The sequence below is a fragment of the Neobacillus mesonae genome, assembly GCF_001636315.1.
Taxonomy (GTDB): domain Bacteria; phylum Bacillota; class Bacilli; order Bacillales; family Cytobacillaceae; genus Neobacillus; species Neobacillus mesonae.
In genome coordinates, this window is the sequence record NZ_KV440949.1 from 5,033,486 (window position 1) to 5,053,553 (window position 20,068).

Annotated in this window: 23 protein-coding genes and 3 pseudogenes; 17 read left to right on the forward strand and 9 right to left on the reverse strand. The window is 36.1% G+C overall.

Translation table 11 applies throughout. The features are described 5' to 3' along the window. The first annotated feature begins 10 nt into the window (after positions 1–10). Genes A6749_RS23685 through A6749_RS23695 form a run of 3 tightly spaced genes read left to right on the forward strand, consistent with a single transcriptional unit; the run spans position 11 to position 3,394 of the window. The gene (locus A6749_RS23685) at positions 11–1,006 is read left to right on the forward strand and encodes a peptidase U32 family protein (RefSeq protein ID WP_066397840.1); all 996 of its coding nucleotides are present in this window, start codon (positions 11–13) and stop codon (positions 1,004–1,006) included. Positions 1,007–1,014: 8 nt separating this feature from the next. Continuing rightward, complete coding sequence (locus A6749_RS23690; RefSeq protein ID WP_066397846.1) at positions 1,015–2,691, forward strand: ABC transporter ATP-binding protein; 1,677 nt, start codon at positions 1,015–1,017, stop codon at positions 2,689–2,691. Then, positions 2,663–3,394, forward strand: coding sequence for a S8 family serine peptidase (locus A6749_RS23695; RefSeq protein ID WP_066397848.1), 732 nt, complete (start codon positions 2,663–2,665; stop codon positions 3,392–3,394). The genes A6749_RS23690 and A6749_RS23695 overlap by 29 nt, the downstream gene beginning before the upstream one ends. A gap of 115 nt (positions 3,395–3,509) precedes the next feature. Here the strand turns inward: A6749_RS23695 and A6749_RS23700 are convergent, their stop codons facing one another. Together A6749_RS23700 and A6749_RS23705 are read right to left on the reverse strand one after the other, a co-directional pair. Then, positions 3,510–3,899, reverse strand: a complete 390-nt coding sequence (locus A6749_RS23700; protein ID WP_084797956.1) for a hypothetical protein — start codon at positions 3,897–3,899, stop codon at positions 3,510–3,512. A gap of 11 nt (positions 3,900–3,910) precedes the next feature. Next, positions 3,911–4,105, reverse strand: a complete 195-nt coding sequence (locus tag A6749_RS23705; RefSeq protein ID WP_066397870.1) for a hypothetical protein — start codon at positions 4,103–4,105, stop codon at positions 3,911–3,913. A gap of 252 nt (positions 4,106–4,357) precedes the next feature. On the opposite strand from A6749_RS23705, the gene A6749_RS28175 reads away from it, so the two are divergent. Further along, positions 4,358–4,474 carry a DUF4177 domain-containing protein gene (locus A6749_RS28175; protein ID WP_127486675.1) on the forward strand — a complete coding sequence of 39 codons (117 nt, stop codon included), beginning with the start codon at positions 4,358–4,360 and terminating at the stop codon, positions 4,472–4,474. A 238-nt stretch (positions 4,475–4,712) separates the two neighbouring features. Here the strand turns inward: A6749_RS28175 and A6749_RS23710 are convergent, their stop codons facing one another. Continuing rightward, positions 4,713–5,717 (reverse strand): DUF3231 family protein, encoded by a 1,005-nt coding sequence (locus A6749_RS23710; RefSeq protein ID WP_066397872.1) that lies wholly within the window; start codon positions 5,715–5,717, stop codon positions 4,713–4,715. Between the two features lie 248 nt (positions 5,718–5,965). Here A6749_RS23710 and A6749_RS29425 point away from each other — a divergent pair. Then, positions 5,966–6,164: pseudogene (locus tag A6749_RS29425) on the forward strand (flavin reductase family protein); the annotation flags it as partial. Between the two features lie 98 nt (positions 6,165–6,262). Further along, the gene (locus A6749_RS23725) at positions 6,263–6,748 is read left to right on the forward strand and encodes a peptide ABC transporter substrate-binding protein (RefSeq protein ID WP_066397887.1); all 486 of its coding nucleotides are present in this window, start codon (positions 6,263–6,265) and stop codon (positions 6,746–6,748) included. Positions 6,749–6,852: 104 nt separating this feature from the next. Here A6749_RS23725 and A6749_RS23730 read toward each other — a convergent pair whose 3' ends face one another. Beyond that, positions 6,853–8,136 (reverse strand): MFS transporter, encoded by a 1,284-nt coding sequence (locus tag A6749_RS23730; protein ID WP_066397892.1) that lies wholly within the window; start codon positions 8,134–8,136, stop codon positions 6,853–6,855. A gap of 216 nt (positions 8,137–8,352) precedes the next feature. Between A6749_RS23730 and A6749_RS23735 the strand changes: the two genes are divergently transcribed. The 8 genes from A6749_RS23735 (at position 8,353) to A6749_RS23770 (ending at position 14,725) form a co-directional block, all read left to right on the forward strand. Beyond that, positions 8,353–8,757, forward strand: coding sequence for a GNAT family N-acetyltransferase (locus A6749_RS23735; RefSeq protein WP_066401147.1), 405 nt, complete (start codon positions 8,353–8,355; stop codon positions 8,755–8,757). Positions 8,758–8,921: 164 nt separating this feature from the next. Then, positions 8,922–9,770, forward strand: a complete 849-nt coding sequence (locus A6749_RS23740; RefSeq protein WP_066397895.1) for a phosphotransferase — start codon at positions 8,922–8,924, stop codon at positions 9,768–9,770. A gap of 1 nt (position 9,771) precedes the next feature. After that, entirely contained in the window at positions 9,772–10,236 is a 465-nt protein-coding gene (locus A6749_RS23745) for a hypothetical protein (protein WP_066397898.1), read from the forward strand. Between the two features lie 55 nt (positions 10,237–10,291). Continuing rightward, on the forward strand, positions 10,292–10,849 hold the full coding sequence (locus tag A6749_RS23750) for a cysteine hydrolase family protein (RefSeq protein ID WP_066397901.1): 558 nt from the start codon (positions 10,292–10,294) through the stop codon (positions 10,847–10,849). Positions 10,850–10,870: 21 nt separating this feature from the next. Further along, a complete protein-coding gene (locus A6749_RS23755) occupies positions 10,871–11,458 on the forward strand; it encodes a DedA family protein (protein WP_066397904.1) in 588 nt (195 codons plus the stop codon). Positions 11,459–11,641: 183 nt separating this feature from the next. Further along, the gene (locus A6749_RS23760) at positions 11,642–12,814 is read left to right on the forward strand and encodes an MGDG synthase family glycosyltransferase (RefSeq protein ID WP_066397905.1); all 1,173 of its coding nucleotides are present in this window, start codon (positions 11,642–11,644) and stop codon (positions 12,812–12,814) included. Between the two features lie 20 nt (positions 12,815–12,834). Then, complete coding sequence (locus A6749_RS23765) at positions 12,835–14,037, forward strand: MGDG synthase family glycosyltransferase (RefSeq protein WP_066397906.1); 1,203 nt, start codon at positions 12,835–12,837, stop codon at positions 14,035–14,037. 1 nt (position 14,038) lies between these two features. Next, positions 14,039–14,725 carry a polysaccharide deacetylase family protein gene (locus A6749_RS23770; protein ID WP_066397908.1) on the forward strand — a complete coding sequence of 229 codons (687 nt, stop codon included), beginning with the start codon at positions 14,039–14,041 and terminating at the stop codon, positions 14,723–14,725. Positions 14,726–14,858: 133 nt separating this feature from the next. Here the strand turns inward: A6749_RS23770 and A6749_RS23775 are convergent, their stop codons facing one another. Then, positions 14,859–15,446 carry an undecaprenyl-diphosphatase gene (locus A6749_RS23775; RefSeq protein ID WP_066397910.1) on the reverse strand — a complete coding sequence of 196 codons (588 nt, stop codon included), beginning with the start codon at positions 15,444–15,446 and terminating at the stop codon, positions 14,859–14,861. Between the two features lie 258 nt (positions 15,447–15,704). Here A6749_RS23775 and A6749_RS23780 point away from each other — a divergent pair, with 258 nt between their 5' ends. Both A6749_RS23780 and A6749_RS23785 read left to right on the forward strand, forming a co-directional pair. Next, positions 15,705–16,418, forward strand: a complete 714-nt coding sequence (locus A6749_RS23780) for a response regulator transcription factor (RefSeq protein WP_066397915.1) — start codon at positions 15,705–15,707, stop codon at positions 16,416–16,418. After that, positions 16,396–17,769: a sensor histidine kinase gene (locus tag A6749_RS23785; RefSeq protein ID WP_066397918.1), complete on the forward strand. Its 1,374-nt coding sequence runs from the start codon at positions 16,396–16,398 to the stop codon at positions 17,767–17,769. The genes A6749_RS23780 and A6749_RS23785 overlap by 23 nt, the downstream gene beginning before the upstream one ends. Before the next feature lie 43 nt (positions 17,770–17,812). On the opposite strand, the gene A6749_RS23790 is transcribed toward A6749_RS23785, so the two are convergent. From A6749_RS23790 to A6749_RS27870, 4 genes and pseudogenes are all read right to left on the reverse strand, one after another. Then, positions 17,813–18,451: a DedA family protein gene (locus A6749_RS23790; RefSeq protein WP_066397920.1), complete on the reverse strand. Its 639-nt coding sequence runs from the start codon at positions 18,449–18,451 to the stop codon at positions 17,813–17,815. 134 nt (positions 18,452–18,585) lie between these two features. Then, positions 18,586–18,744, reverse strand: coding sequence for a hypothetical protein (locus tag A6749_RS28690; protein ID WP_164745645.1), 159 nt, complete (start codon positions 18,742–18,744; stop codon positions 18,586–18,588). Between the two features lie 71 nt (positions 18,745–18,815). Next, on the reverse strand, positions 18,816–19,118 hold the full coding sequence (locus A6749_RS23795) for a hypothetical protein (RefSeq protein WP_084797957.1): 303 nt from the start codon (positions 19,116–19,118) through the stop codon (positions 18,816–18,818). Between the two features lie 58 nt (positions 19,119–19,176). After that, positions 19,177–19,305 (reverse strand): annotated as a pseudogene (locus A6749_RS27870) (LysR family transcriptional regulator); the annotation flags it as partial. A gap of 128 nt (positions 19,306–19,433) precedes the next feature. Between A6749_RS27870 and A6749_RS23800 the strand changes: the two are divergent. Continuing rightward, positions 19,434–20,011: pseudogene (locus tag A6749_RS23800) on the forward strand (LysE family translocator). The last annotated feature ends 57 nt before the right edge of the window (positions 20,012–20,068 follow it).

Sequence of the window (20,068 nt, forward strand, 5' to 3'; positions counted from 1 at the left end):
GGAGAGAAACATGAATATTTTGGCTCCATTGGGTGCTTACAGTGAGGTTGAAATGCTGGCAGAAAACGGGGCGAATGAATTCTACTGCGGAATCACACCGACAGAATGGATTGATCGATATTCACCAGGTGTTTGGCTAAACCGCCGCAATCCGTATGCGGGCTTTCCTTCTTTTCAAGAGTTAAAAAAAGCGGTGGAAGCTTCTCATTCATACGGCATACCTGTATTTGTGACATTAAATGCCCCTTATTATATCGATGATCAATACCCGCTCTTGCTTGACTTGGTGAAATATTGTTCAAGGGAAATTGGCGTTGATGCTTTCATTATCAGTGATATCGGACTAATGACGGCTGTTAAGGAACAAATTCCTGATGCCAAAATTCATGTCAGCAGTCTAGCAGCTTCGATGAACGAAGGAAGTATTGAGCTCTATAAAGAAATAGGTGTGGACCGGATTGTATTGCCGCGTTCTGTGCAGCTTGATGAAATAACTGCCTTAAAAAAAGCAGCGGGTGAGATTGAAATCGAAGTTTTTTTATTAAATGATGGCTGTGTCTATGAAGAAAGCTTTTGTATGACGACCCATAACAGGGTAAGTGCTTTTTGTTCGCAGATACAATGGGATTATCAATATTTTTCTGCGAATGGAAACAAACAAATAAAAGACCTAGAAAAAGATAAATTAGATGCGCAAATCAATGATTATCGGGAATATGTGTGGTTTGTTAATGATTGTGGCGGCAAGGTCGCCAATGATGGCTTACCGTTGGGACCATGCGGCTTGTGTGCTCTTCCTAAATTAAAGGAAGCGGGTGTGGATTCCCTGAAAATTGTCGGCAGGGAAGGGGCTGCATACCGGAAAATTGCTAGCGTGCAAATGGTAAAGGCTGTGATAGCTAAGATGGAGTTAACCAAGAATCAGTCTAAGGTGATCGAAGCGTGCAAAGAAATTAGGAATCAGCCGCAATTTTGTGAATCCGGTTTAATGTGCTATTACCGATAGGTGATTAAATGGAATTAAAACTTGTGAAGTTTATAATACCGTATTGGCGACGTTTGCTGCTCGTTTTGCTATTAAGCATTGTTGGAACTGTTCTCTTTATCCTTCAGCCGCTTATTGGCAAATTTATTATTGATGAAGTATTTGTGCAGAAGCAATATCCGTTCGAAAGAGCACTTGGAATAGCTGTATTGCTGCTTTTTTCAACTTATCTTATTTCTGCTATAACTAGATTTATTTATATGAAAACTAGCCTTCAAATGGTTACTCTTATGCGGACTGAATTTTATCATCATTTATTAAATTTACCGATACAATTATTTCGAAAAAGAAGAATTGGAGATTTAACTACCCGTCTAAATGAAGATATTAGCGAAATACAGCGTTTATATACAGATATTATTTTGCAAATTATTAATCTGTGCCTCACTTTATTATTCAGTTTAATTGTATTATTTCTATTTGACTGGATGATGACACTTTTTTGTATGATTTTGATGCCGATTTTGCTTTGGGGTACTCACAAATTCAGAAATTTATTATTCAAGGAAAACCTAGAAATGAAAGAAATCGGTTCAAGGATTCAAAGCTTTTTATTTGAGTCACTATCATCGATGAAATTTATTCGATCAGGAAGCTATAATCCTTGGATGCAAAATAAATATACGAGCCTCCTTGAAAGTGGGAATAAGCAATCGATTAAATTAGCCGTTATCAATACATGTGCACAAAGTGTACCGCAATTCATGATTTGGTTTTCGACCATAACTCTTGTGTGGTTTTTAGGGATAAAGGTATTGGAAGGTTCATTAACACTCGGAGCATTATTAGCATTTACCGCATACCAGGCAAATTTATATAGTTCCGTACAAGGGTTTGCCCAGGTCTACATCCGTATTCAATCTGGAAAGGCAGCAGTTAATAGAATCAATGAATTTTTTAGCATTCCAAAAGAAACCGATGGAAATGGGGAAATATCTGCCTTTCATTCTATCATTGACTTGAAAGGGATCCATTTTTCCTATGATAATTCCAAAAGAATTCTTGAAAACCTATCGTTCTCTATTGAAAAAGGGGAGAAAATAGCCATAATTGGCGAGAGCGGATCTGGAAAAAGTACTTTAGTCTCTTTATTAGCAAGAATTTATCGTCCTACCCAAGGTACTATTTATTGTGATGGTGTTGATATACAAATGGTCAAAAAGGAAAGCTGGCATAAACAAATTTGTTTTGTCTCTCATGATGATCCGATTTGGTTTGGGACAATCGAGGAATTTCTCCAGTCTGGGAAAAAGAAGTTCTCACTAATGGAAATGGAAAAGGCTCTAATGGATGTAGATTTATGGAATACAATAAAACAACTTCCTGGTATGCTAAAGGCCGAACTCAGTGAACGGGGTGTGAATTTGTCGGCAGGTCAAAAGCAAAGGCTGCTTTTAGCTCGGGCCATTTTACTTAACCCTGAAATTCTTGTCCTTGATGAGGCCACATGTCATCTTGACTCAGTAGCGGAACAACAAATTTTTAAGATTTTACAAGATAAAATGACTGATAAAACAATTATTGTTATAACGCACCGTCTACAAAATATTGGCTGGGTAAATCAAGTAGTGCGAATGGATCAAGGACAGATTGTTTATGAGGAGGGAGTCTTTGCAAATGGGAGGCTGGCGAAGATGTCAAACTAACAAGGATTTAGGAATTGGTAAGGGGATTAAAATTGCTCATGTTGATAGTGGAATTAATCGATGGCATCCCCATATTAACAATGTTGCAGGCGGGATTGCTTTGAAGGTTACGCGGGAAGGCAAGATTGAACTAAGTAATGACATCACAGATCGTTTAGGGCATGGTACTGCTGTAGCAGGTGTTTTTTCGGAACAGGTTCCTGAAGCTCAAGTGTGGGCAGTTAAAGTTTTTGATCAAGAACTCTTTACTCATATCGAGGTTTTGTGCGCAGCTATGGAATGGTGTATACAGCAAGAAATGGATATTATCAATTTAAGTTTAAGTGTAAAAAAAGATATAAAAGCTTTTCAGGAAATTTGCGAGGAAGTAGAAAAGGCGGGAATTATTATTGTGTCTTCGTGTGATAAAAGACGTGGATTAAAGTGGCCGGGAAGTTATCAATCGGTATTTGGTGTTGAAACGGGAGAATTAGCCCGACCGGATTTATGTTTTTATAATCCTGATGAAGAAATTTCATTTCAGGCTTATGGATTGCCACGACAGCTTGAAGGACCAATGCAGAAATATAATTTGAATGGCCATAGTTTTGCAGCTGCCTATGTTTCATCTTATATTGCAAAAATAAAGGAGAAATATGAGGTTAAATCAAAGAATGAAATAATGATGAAGTTAAAAGAAATTTGTTTAGAAGAAGTTCTATAAGATATAATTGTCTGAAAAGAATGATAACCATTGGGCCTCTGAAGATAAAATTAAATAGGAAAAATCATTCAAAAAAAGCATCGAAATGATTCGATGCTTTTTTTGAATACCATCCTTAACCTTCGACCAATACTAAATAATACTTTTCTTCCCCATTGTATTCAACAATTAAAATACCTGGTTTTTCTTTAGCGGAATAAATTTTTGTCCCAATAGGTAATTTGTTTGCCATACCGTTTTTAAATGATTTAGGATTTCCATTTGTAAAGGGTTCTGTAATCTCTCCAACCAGATCACCCTTGGTAAGTTCTAACTCATTTACCCAATCAATATTCGTTGTATAAATTAATCCTTCCCATTGAAAAATATTGGCGTTTTTATTGAGACGCAGTACTTCTTCTGCATCTGGATTTTTCGAAACTGCGCTTTCGGTGTCGAAACCAACACAACCTACTAAATAGAAGAAAGATCCCATAAGAGTGAGGCTTAACATAAATTTTTTCATTTTGTACTCCATTAATTAGTACATTGCGAAAGCATTAAAATGCCGCAAACAATTATGACTAAGGTTATTATTTTTGTCAAACAGCCGCCTTTAGCTAATGCTCCTAAATCCCCAACCATTGAACGGTTAACTGAGTCTGAGAAGTTACTCATTGGATGTTTTTTATGTCCTTCTATCTGTCTTCTATCTTGGTCTTCTTTAGTCATAAAGTCACCCCTAAAGTTTTTTCGTTCCTCCATAATTGTGCAAATAACTTCTTAGCTTTATATTTCAACTTATAATAGATTTTTCCTTTGAGCTGAATGGAAATTATTTTGCCATCAAACAGTAAAAACAGATCTCGCATTATAAGAATTGTGTTACGGTTAGATAAATGCCTTGAGAGGGGAATAGTGGAAAAAATAATTATGTGTTTCGGTAATCTTAAAGTCATGCGAAATTTTTGGGAGGTAATTTCAATGTATGAACATAAATTTGTAAAAATTAAATTATCTACATTTAAACTTACTCCTGAGGAAGATTACCATCAAGTTGTTCATGAACACGAAAAAGAGGGTTGGGAGTTAGTAGGATAAATCAAGATTAAGAAACCAATTAATAGCGAACCAAAAATAATATCAAACAATACCAATTCCCCCAAATAAATTTTTGTATCATTTGATAATTTTACCATATGATAATGCTTTTTACCTATATATATCCGAGTCAGCAGATTAATTTTTTGGGGGAATGAGTTATTTTGGACTCAAATATAAAATCAAATAGGGAGACGGACTCGCCCCCCTCGTTAAAAATATGCACCTATAGTTATTTCTAAGATTTATAAAATTCATTTCGATCGATCGGTTGCGGGGGTTTTTCCATCCATCCTCGTTCAACTAAAATTTTTATTCCATCCCCGCCGAATCCCATAATCTCCGCCATGATAAGAGACCACTGGGCGGCTAAGTCCTTTCTCATTGTGATGGATAATGCATATCCAAGGGTAGAAATAGCAATTTGGTTGGAAGAACAAATAAAAAATAGCATTAATTTTTCAGAAAAAGGAGACGTGGTTGAATTGGTCACCTCTAGATTCAATGGAAACCCAATAAAATTGTCATTTTCTCTTATCAATTTATTAAATGTATGTATTTGTTTTTCAGCAAGTTTTTTTCCTTTTAGGAAGTAATCCTTAATTTCTTTATCCTTCGTTACCTGTATTAATCCCATCAAAAGGATTAGGCCTATTGCATTTCTTTCAATACAACCATAGACTTCTCCGATTTCTAACGTGTTTAGCGGTCTTTTATCACCTAATAAGGTATTAATTAATGATGGAAAATGTGAAACAAACTCCACATTTTCGGGGTAGACCATTTTTGGCGGCCTATCCATTAACCCTTTTGTAAGCATAAGATTTAACGCTTCCTTATGCAATTGTGTTTCCCTATGTAAACAACTTTCAAAAAAACTATAAATATCCTGTCGGGAAACTTTTCCAAGAACATTTGCATAATAAGGCATGACAACCTGACCACTACGATATACAAAACTTAATGCAAATAAATCGGTATAGAGCGCAGGTGCAGTTAAATCAACATCTTTGTCTGAAAATCCTACTGGGATTGGGATCTTTTCATTTGAAAAAATTGATTCAATTGTATTTATTTGTTTTTCAATCATATTTAACGTTTCTTCAGTTATCGCTTTGATGTCCGTATCCTGAAGATATTGATTAAAATGTCTGTAAAAGCACTGTGCTGCGGTCATTTCAATGTATGACGACCAGAGAACTGCTATTTCAGGAGTGGTGAGTTTAATATTACTTTCATTCATTATTAGAAATTCCCTTTCCGCTTTTTCAATAGGATTGGAAAAAATAGTCGTTATTATTCGAAAGGAAAGAAAAAATCTCTATTTTTTAAAGTCTATTTCATTATTTGCCATTCCTTATTTATTGGCTTGGCTTTTCAATATCACCATGAAAAATCAATATAAAAATATTGCTTAAACGGACCAGTTTAATATTGAAGAAGGAGGAATATTTAGAGGATTTTGCCTTAATCAAATGCAAGGGAATGTAACTGGAGCAGTCTTTAGAATTAGGAGGGGAGATTCACCCGCCTGCGATCTAATTTTTGGAAAGTTGTTCAATTTCATGTTGAAAGTGATCTTTAAGAATCGGAAAAAATTAACCCTAAAGGACTTGCTGCCGTCAGCCGATTGGCAGGAAATAATTATGCGAAAATCGGAGAAATCCTTGAAATTGAAAGGCCGAAATAGTTTCTATAAGAATCACTTGGAATATAATTCAAGCAAGTGGTTTTTATTTGCAATCTTTTTCAATGTTTGACGTCTTATTTACAAAAGGGGGCGTTAAAATGAAAGTAAGATTGATGTTAAATCTTTTTATGGTATCAATGCTTCTTTGTGCTTGTAGTTTTGGGGAAAATCCGAAGGAACACATGGGTGAAATATATACCATTGCATTGGACTCGATTATGGAAAAAGATAAGGCTTTAAACAGTGATATGGAATTTATAGCAATTGATATGAGTAATTTTGAGGAGGTAAGTAAAAAGCAGGAAGAGGAAATTTTAAATTTTTTCAAAGCTAAATATAAAGTGAATGTAATGGATGCCACGTTCGAGGAACTTAAGGAAAAAGGATATTATAATCCAGACACTTTAGCATTGGATGGTGTACTACTAAGAATTGAAAAAGTGGATTTTAAATTTAATCATAATGTTTTCTTTGAAGGTTCTAAATATAGGTCGGGGAAAGGTGCCATTGGTGTAGAAATTACGGTCCACTACAAAGACAGGGAGTGGAAAATCAAAGAATCAAAAAATACGTGGATAAGCTAATTTACTTACTAATTGCCTTTCTTATAATCTAGAAAAAGAGGTGACGCATTGCACCTTTTCTGTGGTTAATTTCCCCTTAGATTTCAAATCGAAGCTGTTTGTTACTAGATTTTGGTGATTTGTTTTTTCAGATTAGAATCAGTTATTGGTTTTACCATGATCTTGACGCTTTCTTTTAAAAGCATCACTCCAAACAATCCAAACATGGAGAAGATAACAGGAGTGATGAAGCCATAGTAATATCCATCAGCAATGCTGCTAGAAGCGGACTGAAAATGATCTAATATTTTTCCAAAAATGCCTGGCAGCAAGACGGCACTTAAAAACCCACCGGTATTTGCAAACCCGGAGACAATGCCGGATTCCATGATCGGAAAAGATTGACGAACAGCGGCAAATGTTAAGGCGTTTGCCCCGTAGGAAAGGCCAATGATAAAAAACAGTATATTGAGCAATGGCAAAGGCGGATTCCCATGAAATAAAAGAAAGCTAGACCAACATAAAAAAAGAATGATATGAAAAACAATATACAGCCGTTTAATCAAACCCAACCGGCTTGAAATCCAACTGATGAGAGGAGAGCCAATAAGCGCCCCGACAAGCCCAATCAAAATTAGCTGGCTCGCATCTGATCGTGTCATTCCATACACATTCATTCCAAAGGGCACGGCCCATGAGCTGATAAATCCTACATACGTGCCGACAATCCCAAAGTGACACAAAAATAAAGCCCATGCCTGCCGATTCGAAAATATTCTTTTTAATAAAACAAATGTTTTTTCCCGTTGTGACTTGCTTGTTACAAATACTGATTGGTGAGGTTTTTTGATAAGGACCAAATATAGAAGAATGCTGCATAAACATAATAGCAGGCCTGTTGAAAAAAATGCTGTCCGCCAGCCAAGTAGGTCAATCCATAAGGAGAAGGGGACTGTCGCTAAAAGGAATCCAAGGCTGCCAGTCATGGCAGCCACACCAATTAAGCGGGTAAATTCCTTGGCATTAAACCATTGGCTCAAAATTAACACCATATTGACCCAGATTGTAGCATCCCCCGTCCCCGTCAGTATTCTGGCGAAAAACAGAACAAATGCATTGGTGCTTAGACTATAAATGACGGTACCTATTCCAGTAAGAATCGCCCCGATAATGAGAAAAAAATTTGGCCCATAACGATCGGCCAGCATCCCCATCGGAATTTGCAAACCAGTGTAGACAAAATATTGAATACTTGTTAGCAATCCGATTGTTGTGGCCGTTACGTGAAAGTCACTCATAAGCTGCTCTGTAATCAATCCCGGAGCAGTTCGCTGACTCGACATGAACAAATACGTAAACAATACTAAAGCAAAGACAACCCATCTAAAGCTTCTATTTTGTTTGTCCAATGGTTTCTACTCCTGTTGGTTTTTATTTATATGTATATGGGGATGGGGTAAGGGGATAAACCATTTTTTAAATCTTTACGTTAATATGAAAAGGATTTTTAGATTATTTGGTGAATATATTATAGTAGTCGAAAAATGTTTGGAGGTCACTTTATTGTTACTTTATTTTTGATAGATAATCATCTCCCCAAAAAGAATTTAGGAGTTGATTGAATGATTATTTATAAAAATTCTCTTGAAGGTATTTCGTCTGATATGTTGAATGGATTTTTTGTAGATTGGTTAAATTCGCCAAATCCAGAAACTCATTTAAAACTTTTAAAAAACAGCTATAAAGTAGTAATTGCATTAGATGATAGAGTAAATCGTGTGGTCGGATTTATTACCGCTATTAGTGATGGAGTTCTTTCTGCATATATTCCACTTCTTGAAGTTTTACCAGAATATAAAAATGCAGGTATAGGTAAAGAATTAGTAAATCGGATGCTAAATGAGCTTAGTAACATATATATGATAGATTTATGTTGTGATGATGACTTAGTTCCGTACTATGAAAAGTTCGGTATGACGAGGGTAAATGGTATGGTTTTGAGAAATTATAAAATGCAATCTGGAATATAATTTGGAAAAATACAATAGGTCAAAAACGTTTGGGAATCCCAAGCGTTTTTGTGTGCTTGGGGACACAAATACTTGTAAATACATAGGTATTATCTAGTAAGTTTGTTTGAATATAACTAAAAGGGAATTAGTTTATTTCCATAGGAGAGTGAGAAGGGAATCATATGGATATACAAAAGATTATAAATCAACTAATTAGTAATAATATCATTGATTCAGAACCTACTGAATATAAACAATTAAACGGAGGTACAGTCAGTGAGTTATATCTTATAAGCAATAAGTATGTGGTCAAGTCTAATGAACCGCAGGTTATTGAATCGGAGGTCAATTTTCTTCATTCTTACAAAGAATCAAATTTGTTACCAAGAGTTTTATTCGCGGAAAAATCATATAATTACATCGTATATTCCTTCATCAGTGGTTCTACAAATTATGATCGAAAAAATAAAAAGGAAATGCTCAAGGGACTTGTTCAAGGATTGCTAAACCATTATAAGTCCGTTCCTAATCATATGGGTTGGGGCTGGTCGGACCAGCCTTGTGATTCCTGGCAGAGTTTTTTAATAGACGAAATCATGGAAGCAAAGAAAATTATTCATTCAAGTTTAGATCATCATCATCATGACTTTATATTAAGTATTGTCCAAAAAATTAACTATAGGAACGTGCCTTTCTTATTGCACGGGGACTGTGGAGTGCATAATTTCATTTTCAAAGAAGGGAAGTTATGCGGTGTGATTGACCCAACACCTGTTATTGGAGATCCCCTTTATGATTTAATCTATGCTTTCTGCTCATCCCCAGATGAATTAACAAAAGAAATCATAGATGAAGCGGTAGGTCATTTGACAATTAAATGCGAAGAATGTAATTCTTTTTTATATGAAAAAGTTCTTATTGGTTTATACCTTAGAGTAGGTGCCTGTATAAAACATCATCCACATGATTTTGAGCGATACCGTCAAGCGTGGAACTACTGGTTTAATTTACTCCAAAACAATGAGGTATGAGATGAAGATATTTATTAAATTATTGATAGGATTGCTCTTCGCTTTTACACTAACAGGGTGTTTTGCCGAAGATTATGACGTGGGAGTTCCTACTGCTCAGTTACATTTCGATATCTCATCTGTTCAATTAACAGAAGCAAATATCAGTTGGAAAACAGCAAGTGAGGATGTACAAAACACCATAGAAGATATTGAAGAATTCGCATCATCACTGAAGGAAATAAAGGTTTTTCCAAATGAGAAAGTGTCATTGGAATTTAAAGAGAATGAAAAAAATGGAGGAGATATTTGGACTGACCCAAAGATCACGGTTTCACTATTACAAGCTGACAAACGAATCGAGCTTCCATTGGATGATTCTGGAGAATTTCAATTCCCAAACAAAAAAGGGAAATACGTTTTAGAAGTTGAATTTATTAATTCAGCAGGTAGTGCCCAATATGTAGCGAATGTTCTCATTCATTAATAAATATAACTATTTGTAGAACAAACAAGGTTTTATTAGAAAGGGGATAATGATTTTGAAGCAAACATTATTAATTATTGATGCACAACAAGAATTAATTGATGGAAGCCAAGAGGAAAGTGCGGTTTTTAATAAAGAAAAGCTGATCGGAAATATTAATGTAGTAATAGAAAAGGCAAAAAACGCTAATGTTCCAATTGTTTTCGTAAGAGATCTGGATGTAGGGGGAGGTAAAGGGAAAGGATTTGAAGTTCATGATGAAATTAATGTCCCTTTGAATGCTAAGATCTTCGATAAAAAGGCAACTAATTCTTTTCATGGGACTGGACTTCTAGAGCATTTACAGTCTCAGGAAATTGAGCATGTAGTTATTATGGGCTGTGCAACACAATACTGTATCGATTCCGCTGTTAGAACAGCCACTATAAGTGGCTTGGATGTCACATTGGTTGGTGATGGGCATTCAACAACGGACAGTGAAGTTCTAAGTGCAGAACAAATTATCAAGCATCATAATAAAACACTTCATGGTCATTACAACGTTGAACACTTTTCAATGGTCAGAAATGCAGATGAAGACTTGTTTCATCCAACCCATGATTCATATAGGTAAAAAATGGAATAAAGAGGAATTATGAATATTGACACCCTTTTACATTATATAAACACATATGGCTATTTGATGATTTTCATCTTTTTATTCTTTGGTATTATCGGCATTCCCGCACCGGAAGAATCGCTCTTATTTCTAATCGGCTTGTTAATTGATCAGCATAGTCTGACATTCCTCCCCGCTGTATTGTCGGCTTTTTTCGGAGCATTTACTGGAATGCTTTCTGCCTACGTTGTTGGGAAATATATAGGCAGTCCTTTTATCCACAAATATGGAAAATATGTCGGCATAACGGAAGAACGATGGTTTAAAGTGAAAAATAAATACATGAGAAATGTCCGTAAAACGATTGTCTTTGGATTTTATATGCCTGGCTTACGGCAGATCAGCCCGTACTTTGCCGGTATTAACAAAATTTCATTTTTGGATTTTCTTCTTTCCTCCATTTTAGGAACTGTTTCATGGATACTTCCGTTTATTTTAGCGGGCTACTATGCTGGAAGCGCCTTTTACATTAATCCAAAGTATGTTCCTTATTTAGGATTGGTCCTTTTACTGATTTTCTTGAATGTTGTTTTCGTGAATTTTTTAAAAAAAAGAAAGGCTTAAAAAAAGAGCCGCATCCAATAAAGACTGGGTGCGGCTCTTTTTATATTGGTGCACTGAACTTAAAAATCTCCTGTCCGTATCATTAAAAATTGATGAAAATGAAAGGTTAAAAAAAAATCGGTGGTAGATTAAAAGGGTAGTAATTATGTAAAAGATTCCTGCAGAACAGGAGATGAAACAGAAATGAAAAAGATTTTGTTTTTACCCTTTTTACAAATGCGCTCAGGACATCATCAAGTTGCCGAGGCATTAATGGATCTAGTGAAAAAGCAATTAAAAGGAATAACAGTAAAAAAAGTCGACCTATTAAGCTATGCGAATCCTCAGCTTGAGAAAATGATTACGAGCGGATATTTAAAATGGATTCGTTATGCGCCGGAAACATATGACTTAGCGTATAAGAAATTTTTTTATGCATCTACTGAAAATGAACAATCCTTTAAATGGTATCATTATTTCTTTTTGAAAAAAATGGAGCATTTGCTAATCGAAGAAAAGCCAGATTTAATTGTTTGTACACATGGTTTTCCATCCTATCTTCTTAGTCAGTTAAAAAGAAAGAGGAAATGTGATGTATCCGTTATGAATGTATATACGGATTTCTTTATTAACAATGTTTGGGGGAGAGAAGAGATTGATTATCATTTCCTTCCAAGCCAGGATGTAAAAGCTGAACTACTTAAAAACTATCATATACCGGAACAAAGGATGATTGTCACTGGTATTCCTGTGCATCAGGAAATTACCCAAAAAACAATGTCAAAAAAACGAGAAAGCAGATCAAAAATATTAATTTCCGGCGGAAATAATGGTTTGGGAGGAGTTGTCAAGATGTTAGAAAAATCAAAGCAATCCTCACAATCCGATTTCTATGTGTTATGTGGAAACAATCAGAAATTGTACCATGACATCAGTTCCTGGCGCGTGGACCATATCAAACAGCTGCCATACATTTCATCAAGAGAAGAAATGAATCAATTGTATGAGGAAATGGATGCAATTGTTACAAAACCAGGTGGAGTCACCATTAGTGAAGTGCTGCAGAAAAGACTGCCTGTTTTTGTCCAATCTGTGCTTCCCGGACAGGAAGAAATCAATCTTCAGTATTTAACAAATAAAGGTCTTGTTTTTCAGCTACAGCAAAAAAATTCCTTTGAACAGGAACTGCTTAGTATCTTGAGAGACCCTCATAAAATGAATGGTTGGGAACAATCCATCGATGCCTATCAAAAGGGAATCGAAATCGAGGGACCTACGATAATAGCAGAAATCATGAACGGGATATTGGAACACAAATCTCTTATGCCTGCAAGCCATGGTGAACAGTCAAAGGTTTACCGTTTCGCAAGAGCATAGACTTTGAGGAGGGAAAAGGCATGAATAATCGTGAAAAGGATAAATACCTAATTCTTTCAGCCAAATTTGGCGAGGGGCATAAACAAGTGGCAAATGCGATAAGTGAGGTAATAGATTACATGCTGGACGATGCTGAGCCTATCACGATTGATATCATGGAGTGGACTCATCCCTATCTTTATCCGATCAGTCATTACATTTATAAAAGGGGAATTAATAAGTTTCCTCAAGTATACAGCTTTTTGTATAGGAAAACCCGTGTAAAAAGTTCCTTTTCTGTCAAATTAAATTCGGTCTTTTTATTGGGATTGCAGACCATGCTTAAAATTATACAGGAAATTAAACCAAAAGTGGTGGTCAGCACCCATCCATTTGCTGCTGGCATCATATCGAAATTAAAAGAGCAGGGATTAATTGATATCCCAGCGGTAACCATCATAACGGATTATACGGACCATTCATATTGGATTTATCCCCATACAGATCAATATGTGGTAGGTTCGACACAGGTGCGTGACCGTTTGATTGATTTAGGGGTAGAGGAAGATAAAATCAAGAACACTGGAATACCTGTGCGGAAAAGATTTATGGAGGTTCCTCCAAAGGGATTTCTCTTAGACAAATATATGTTGAATCCAAATATGTTCACCATTCTTATCATGGGAGGGGGAGACGGCTTCTTTGGAAAAGGACTGACAACCTTTCGGGCATTGGAATCTATCTCCACACCGATTCAAATCTTCGTCGTTTGCGGTAAAAACAATAAGTTAAAAAAACAATTAGAGTGGGAATTAAAGGATTTAAAGCATGATGTGAGAATTTTTGGCTATTGCGAAAATATTCATGAATTAATGGCCATATCAGACTTAATGATTAGCAAACCGGGGGGAGTCACAACCTCTGAGGCAATGTCCATGGACTTACCATTACTAATTTATCATTCGCTGCCTGGTCAGGAAGAAGATAATGCGGAATATTTATATCGTTCAGGATTTGCTTTCATTGCCAAATCAGAGAAAGATGTGATTAGGCAGATTGAAAATCTTGTCTACAATTCAGCACCGTTAAAATGGATGAAACAAAGAATCAAAAAATATCAAACCAAAAATTCGTCAATAGATGCCCTTCGTGTAATTGTCGGGGCGGTGAAACGTGTTCAATCACCTAAAGCATCAAATTATAGAACGATTCAAAAGCGAGAGGAAATAGAGGTGAGTATATAATATGGGCTTCATTATTTCAGCTATCATCTTTTTCATTTTATTTTACACTGTTGTCCCATATTTTCTATCACGTGGTTTAGGGCTGAAGGTATTGAAAAGGGTAAATGATCCTTCAAAGATAGCCTTCACGTTTGATGACGGACCGGACCCAATTTATACTCCAATTCTTCTTGATTTATTGAAGAAAAATGACGTAAAGGCAACCTTTTTTGTGGTTGGTTCCAAAGCTGAAAACCAGCCTGACCTAATCCAGCGAATGCATCAAGAAGGCCACTTAATCGGGATCCACAATTATGTTCACCATTCGAACTGGTTCATGTCCCCTTGGAAGGTTTGCAAGGGGCTTGAGGATACAGCAAAAATTATCGAAACGATCACTGGGGTAAGACCTGTGTATTACCGTCCGCCCTGGGGAATGCTTAATCTTTTTGATTTTGTCAAAAAAGCCAAATACAAAATTATTCTTTGGTCGATTATGGCGGAAGATTGGCGGACCTCTGGCGGCAGTGAAAAGATCAAACATCGACTATCAAACATAAAAGGCGGGGACGTCATCTTGCTCCATGACTGCGGAGATACACTAGGAGCAGAGTTAGATGCTCCTAGAAATACAATTAATGCTTTAAAGGATGTATTTAAAACAGTGAAAACAAAGGGATATACATGTGTCCGTGTGGATGAATTATAAAGTAGTTGCGAGTCTTGAATTACTACATGTTTTTATCAAAAGAAATGTATTGAAAGAATTTTTTACAAGGTAATATAAATAGGAGTTAACAAAAACACCAGCTTTTAACTTAAGCTGGTGTTTTTGTTGTGAATTAAAGGTTTTTGCTGTTTCCTTTTGCAGTCGTTTTCGGAACAAGAGGGATTCGGTTATAAATGTGAATAATGGCGTTTGCAACGGGTTCAAGAAACGGGCTCAGTTTGAAAACAACGGTACTAATGACTAACGATACGATAATGCTTCCTAAGATATCAAATGGATAATGATGCCCCACATAGATTCTGGATAAACCTGTTAGGAAGGCGAACAATAGCATGCCGATTCCAATTTTTCGATGAACGAAAAGGACTGCCAGTGCTAAGGCGAATGCTCCTGTTGTATGGTCACTTGGAAACGAAGCGTCCGCCGCATGGTCAACTAATAGATTGACCTTATGTGATACAAATGGCCGTGGTTCAAAGTACATATGACCAATGATGAAGTTTATCAGCAATGCAAAGGCACCGGTAATTGCTGCATAAACGACCGTTTTCTTATACTGATCTTTTCCGAAAAACCAAATGAGCAGTAAAACAATGGCATAGATCATTAAGGCGTTGTTCGTTACTCCGGCCATCAATCCATCTAAAAATGGATGGTGACCCGCAAATTGATTAATGGATTTAAATAAATCGTAATTCATAATAAGCTCCCTTTGTTTGACATATGTTGACCTTGTAATGAAAAAGTCTCCCACCAGTTTTCATATTGAGATGTTGAATTTTAACAAGTACTTTTAGCCACAAGTGGGTACCTTAACTATAAAAAAGAAAACTAAACAGGCTATGAAAAAAACATTAATATTCCATTAAAAAATGAAATCTTCCAATTGTAATGGTACAGTTTAATTGTAGATAATGTTATATAAGTTTTTGTTCATGATACTGCAGGGGGAATCAATATGAAAACTCATATATTAGTCGTAGAGGATGAAATTCAAATTGCGCGTGTATTAAAGATGGAGTTGGAATATGAAGGATACAATGTGACGGTTGAACATAATGGGAAGGACGGTCTGGAGAAGGCCTTACATAGTGAAATTGATTTAATCTTACTGGATGTAATGCTGCCGAAATTAAGCGGGATTGATGTATTAAGGAGATTACGAAAGGAGAAAGAAGACCTTCCTGTGATTCTCTTAACTGCCCGTAATACCACGTTTGATAAGGTAGCTGGCCTTGACCAAGGCGCGAATGACTATGTGACAAAGCCATTTGAGATTGAAGAATTATTAGCAAGAATTCGTTCCTGCCTCCGTCATTATACGAAAAATGGACTAAAGGAAGATAAATCCATTCTAACAGTAGAGGATCTAGAGATTGACACCGATACAAGAGAAGTGACAAGGGCAGGTACTTCCATCACCTTAACTCCGAAGGAATATGACCTGCTGGTGTATTTAATTTTAAATAAAAATAAAGTGGTCACACGAGAAAATATTCTTTTAAATGTATGGGGCTATGACTATGAGGGAGAAACGAACGTGATTGACGTGTTCATCCGGCATTTGCGAAAAAAAATAGAAGACGATTTCTCTTCTTCACTTATCACCACGATTAGAGGCATTGGCTATACGATAAAGGAGAACGCAGATGAGGATCACATTAAAAATTAATCTATTAACGACAGCTTGGATGCTGTTTATCTTAATTTTGATCAACATTGTCGTTTATTTATTATTTATGAAAACGACTGTCAATATGGAAGAGGACATGGCGTTTCAAAAGGCAGGGGATATTATAAAAAATATCCGAGACAATGATTTATCTGATCAAATTGAAAGTGATCTGAAGAATAATTTAACCGAAAATTCCTATATTCGTATCCTGCAGCCTGATGGACGGATCCTTTTTGAGGTAACGAATGAAAAGGAGCTAACCAAAAAAGTCAAAGGGAAATATGTGAATACACAGGAATCTGAAAGACGATTACTAGTGTTAGAGCACGAGGAAAAGCAAGTGTTAATTGTTCGTGTCCCAATTCAAAATGGAACCCTGGTAAATGGCAGCCTGGAGATTGGGCAGGAATTAGCTGGCCTCGAATCAAGGAAAGATATCCTATTATGGATTCTTGGGGTCAGCACGGTGTTAGCAGCTATACTATCATTGCTCAGCGGTAGATGGCTATCGAATATCATTATGCGGCCTATTTCCAATATGATTAATACGATGGAAGATATTGAGCGAAGCGGAGTGCCAAAGAAGATTTCCATTCATAATGATACGAAGGATGAACTTCAAACATTAGCGAATACATTTAACAGAATGATTGACAGGCTGGAGGATAACTTTGAAAAGCAGTCCCAGTTTGTTTCTGATGCCTCCCATGAGTTGAAGACGCCGTTAACTGTGATTAAGAGCTATGCAAATTTGTTAAGACGGCATGGGCTTGAAGATAAAGAAATGGCAGATGAAGCGATCCAAGCGATTCACTCTGAAGCTACCAGAATTCAAAAAATGACAGAAACTTTTTTAGATGTAGCTTCATTAGAAAAAGAAGTAGAATTGGACATGGATGTAGTCAATCTTGTATCGTTATGCCAAGCAATTTTAAAACAGCTTAAAGAGGTATATAAAAGAGAAATTACCCTTCATTTCAAGCAATCACCCATCCTTATTATGGCGGATGAATTAAAAATCAAGCAGGTCATCATTATTTTACTCGATAATGCTATTAAATATAGTAATGAAAAAATTGATGTTTTTTTAGAAAAAAATGATGTGAATGCAGTTGTTCGCGTGAAAGATTACGGTATAGGCATTCCGGGGGATGAAATTAAGAATATTTTTGAACGATTTTACCGGGTGGATAAAGCGAGGAGCCGCGAAACTGGGGGTTCTGGTTTAGGTCTTCATATTGCGAAAAGAATCACGAAGTTACACAAGGGGGAAATAAAAATAAAAAGTAATGAAGGGGAAGGGACGGAAGTAGAATTACTTTTACCTGCGAGTTTGGAAATAGTATAAATATAAAACACGACTTCGAACACCGGAGCCGTGTTTTTAGTATTTAAATATTTTTATCCGCCATTTTATTTTTAATATATGTGAACACTATTGGCAACAAAGAAACCACGACGATTCCAAGAACCACGATACTGAAGTTGTTTTTGACAATCGGAATGTTGCCGAAGAAGAAGCCAGCGAACAAGGCGATGCTTACCCAAAGAATCCCGCCGATGGCATTGTACGATAAAAATTTACGGTATGGCATTGTGCCCACTCCGGCCACGAAAGGCGCAAAGGTCCGAATAATCGGTACGAACCTTGCTAGGATAATGGTAGAAGAACCGTGCATATCGAAGAATTCTGTGGTCCTGTCCAAGTATTCTTTTTTTATGAACCGAATGTTTTCACGGGCAGAAACTTTATCCCGTAAAAAGTGGCCAATGGAGTAATTCACCGTATCGCCGAGAATGGCAGCTAGGCAAAAAATCAGGTAAATAGGCATTAATTTGATGGAACCGGCTGCCGCTAAAGCTCCAGTTGCAAATATTAAAGAATCGCCAGGTAAAAATGGCATAATGACAAGGCCCGTTTCGCAAAAAACGATGATAAACAGGATGAGATAAATATAGATCCCATATTCATTCATATAAAGATTCAAATGCTTATCGAGATGCAAAAAAATATCAATTAAACTACTCACTTAATTTTTCCCCTAACATAAAATTTTATATTTCTACTTTAAGCTTGGAGTGTAAAGTTCTTATTAATTTATTATTAACAAACGATTAAATTTTTGATGCGAAAAAATAAAAAACCACTTAAAATAGTGGCTTTTTAATCACGCATAGCTCCTGCCTCTCGGGAGGTCATTGCACCTTGCCCTTGGCTTACATCCTTTTGAATTTCTTGTTTTACTTTTTGGGGATTAGTCCCGGTAAATTCTGGCTTCAAATTAGAATTCAAATCCTCAGTAGGTTGTTGTTCTCGCTGCATACAAATCCTCCTCAATTCAGGTTAACAATTCTATTATTTACAAAAATAAAAGATATATCCGAGGATTAATTTTAATCATAGCGAACTCGGTCCTGTCCTTCAATGATTAATTCAAGTTCTGTATAGAAGTTAAGTTCAAGCGGTGCAGGCAGGCGCTCCATAATTTTTTTAATTTCCATTAGATTTTCAGCTTCTTCGACCGTTGCTGGCGGCTGTTCTAACTGCTGATACCAAAGCTTTAATTCATCAATAAACTGATAAAAATGCATCTCAAACCGTTCCGCACATTCTTCACTTTCATCTTCTGAAGCCGTCTTCATCATTTCCCAATCATTAAGGGCTGCCTCCAATTTCTCGTTAACACGATTAATCACAATATCACTCCTAATATTTTAAATATTGAGCAGGAATTTCCCTAAGTGTGTAAGCTGCAAGTTTCTTTTTACATGCTTGAATATGAAATGTGATAGTGGATTGTGTGTATCCTAACTTCGATGCAGCCCCTGAGTAACTACCGATTTCGACAATCGTCTGAAACGTTATAAGGTGTCTAATTTCCATGAATTTCTCCTAAAGTTTTGTGATGTATCGAAAAAAATGATAATGATTTTATAAATTTCAATTTTATTTATAGTTAATATCATCTTACAATAAAGGTCATTTAATAGTAAATTATTGAAGGTGAATTTATGAGTTTAGTTGCATTTCTTTCTTATGTTATTATTACATCCATTACACCAGGTCCTAGTAACATCATACTGATGAATGAAGCGAGAAGTTTTGGTTTTATAGGCTCATGGCGATTCATTAGCGGCATTTTGGCAGGATTTGCGGTCCTTGGAATTATGAGCGGCTTGTTTACAACAGGTTTATACAATTTCATTCCTATTGTTGAGCCATATTTTAAAGTGGCGGGTGTAATATATCTACTATATCTGGCTTGGCAGGTGGGGTTAAACAAAAGTTCAGCGGTGAGCACTCATAATATGCATTCCTCTTTTCTTTCCGGTTTTATTTTTCAAATTATAAATGTTAAAAGCATTTTGTTCTTTTTATTGGTAATGAGTGCTTCATTTTGCCATTTCATGATTCTCTTGAGTTCGTCGCAATTTATTTAGCTTAGACTATTTTTCTAGGATGGTTAGCATTGCTTTTGTGGTCTGGGTTTGGTTCGATTTTTAAAAGTATTTTTGCAAAGCATGATAAATCATTTCGGTTGATTATGTGTTTGATGTTGATTTACTCTGCGGTAAGTATCTTTCTGTGATCCGCTATCATATGTATAAACAAAGACATCAATGCAGGCTTTTATTCATACAATAAT

Coding starts and splice junctions, on each gene's coding strand:
- A6749_RS23685 (WP_066397840.1), top strand. CDS start 11: ATGAATATTTTGGCTCCATTGGGTGCTTACAGTGAGGTTGAAATGCTG.
- A6749_RS23690 (WP_066397846.1), top strand. CDS start 1,015: ATGGAATTAAAACTTGTGAAGTTTATAATACCGTATTGGCGACGTTTG.
- A6749_RS23695 (WP_066397848.1), top strand. CDS start 2,663: ATGGGAGGCTGGCGAAGATGTCAAACTAACAAGGATTTAGGAATTGGT.
- A6749_RS23700 (WP_084797956.1), bottom strand. CDS start 3,899: ATGAAAAAATTTATGTTAAGCCTCACTCTTATGGGATCTTTCTTCTAT.
- A6749_RS23705 (WP_066397870.1), bottom strand. CDS start 4,105: ATGACTAAAGAAGACCAAGATAGAAGACAGATAGAAGGACATAAAAAA.
- A6749_RS28175 (WP_127486675.1), top strand. CDS start 4,358: ATGTATGAACATAAATTTGTAAAAATTAAATTATCTACATTTAAACTT.
- A6749_RS23710 (WP_066397872.1), bottom strand. CDS start 5,717: ATGAATGAAAGTAATATTAAACTCACCACTCCTGAAATAGCAGTTCTC.
- A6749_RS23725 (WP_066397887.1), top strand. CDS start 6,263: ATGAAAGTAAGATTGATGTTAAATCTTTTTATGGTATCAATGCTTCTT.
- A6749_RS23740 (WP_066397895.1), top strand. CDS start 8,922: ATGGATATACAAAAGATTATAAATCAACTAATTAGTAATAATATCATT.
- A6749_RS23745 (WP_066397898.1), top strand. CDS start 9,772: ATGAAGATATTTATTAAATTATTGATAGGATTGCTCTTCGCTTTTACA.
- A6749_RS23755 (WP_066397904.1), top strand. CDS start 10,871: ATGAATATTGACACCCTTTTACATTATATAAACACATATGGCTATTTG.
- A6749_RS23760 (WP_066397905.1), top strand. CDS start 11,642: ATGAAAAAGATTTTGTTTTTACCCTTTTTACAAATGCGCTCAGGACAT.
- A6749_RS23765 (WP_066397906.1), top strand. CDS start 12,835: ATGAATAATCGTGAAAAGGATAAATACCTAATTCTTTCAGCCAAATTT.
- A6749_RS23770 (WP_066397908.1), top strand. CDS start 14,039: ATGGGCTTCATTATTTCAGCTATCATCTTTTTCATTTTATTTTACACT.
- A6749_RS23775 (WP_066397910.1), bottom strand. CDS start 15,446: ATGAATTACGATTTATTTAAATCCATTAATCAATTTGCGGGTCACCAT.
- A6749_RS23780 (WP_066397915.1), top strand. CDS start 15,705: ATGAAAACTCATATATTAGTCGTAGAGGATGAAATTCAAATTGCGCGT.
- A6749_RS23785 (WP_066397918.1), top strand. CDS start 16,396: ATGAGGATCACATTAAAAATTAATCTATTAACGACAGCTTGGATGCTG.
- A6749_RS28690 (WP_164745645.1), bottom strand. CDS start 18,744: ATGCAGCGAGAACAACAACCTACTGAGGATTTGAATTCTAATTTGAAG.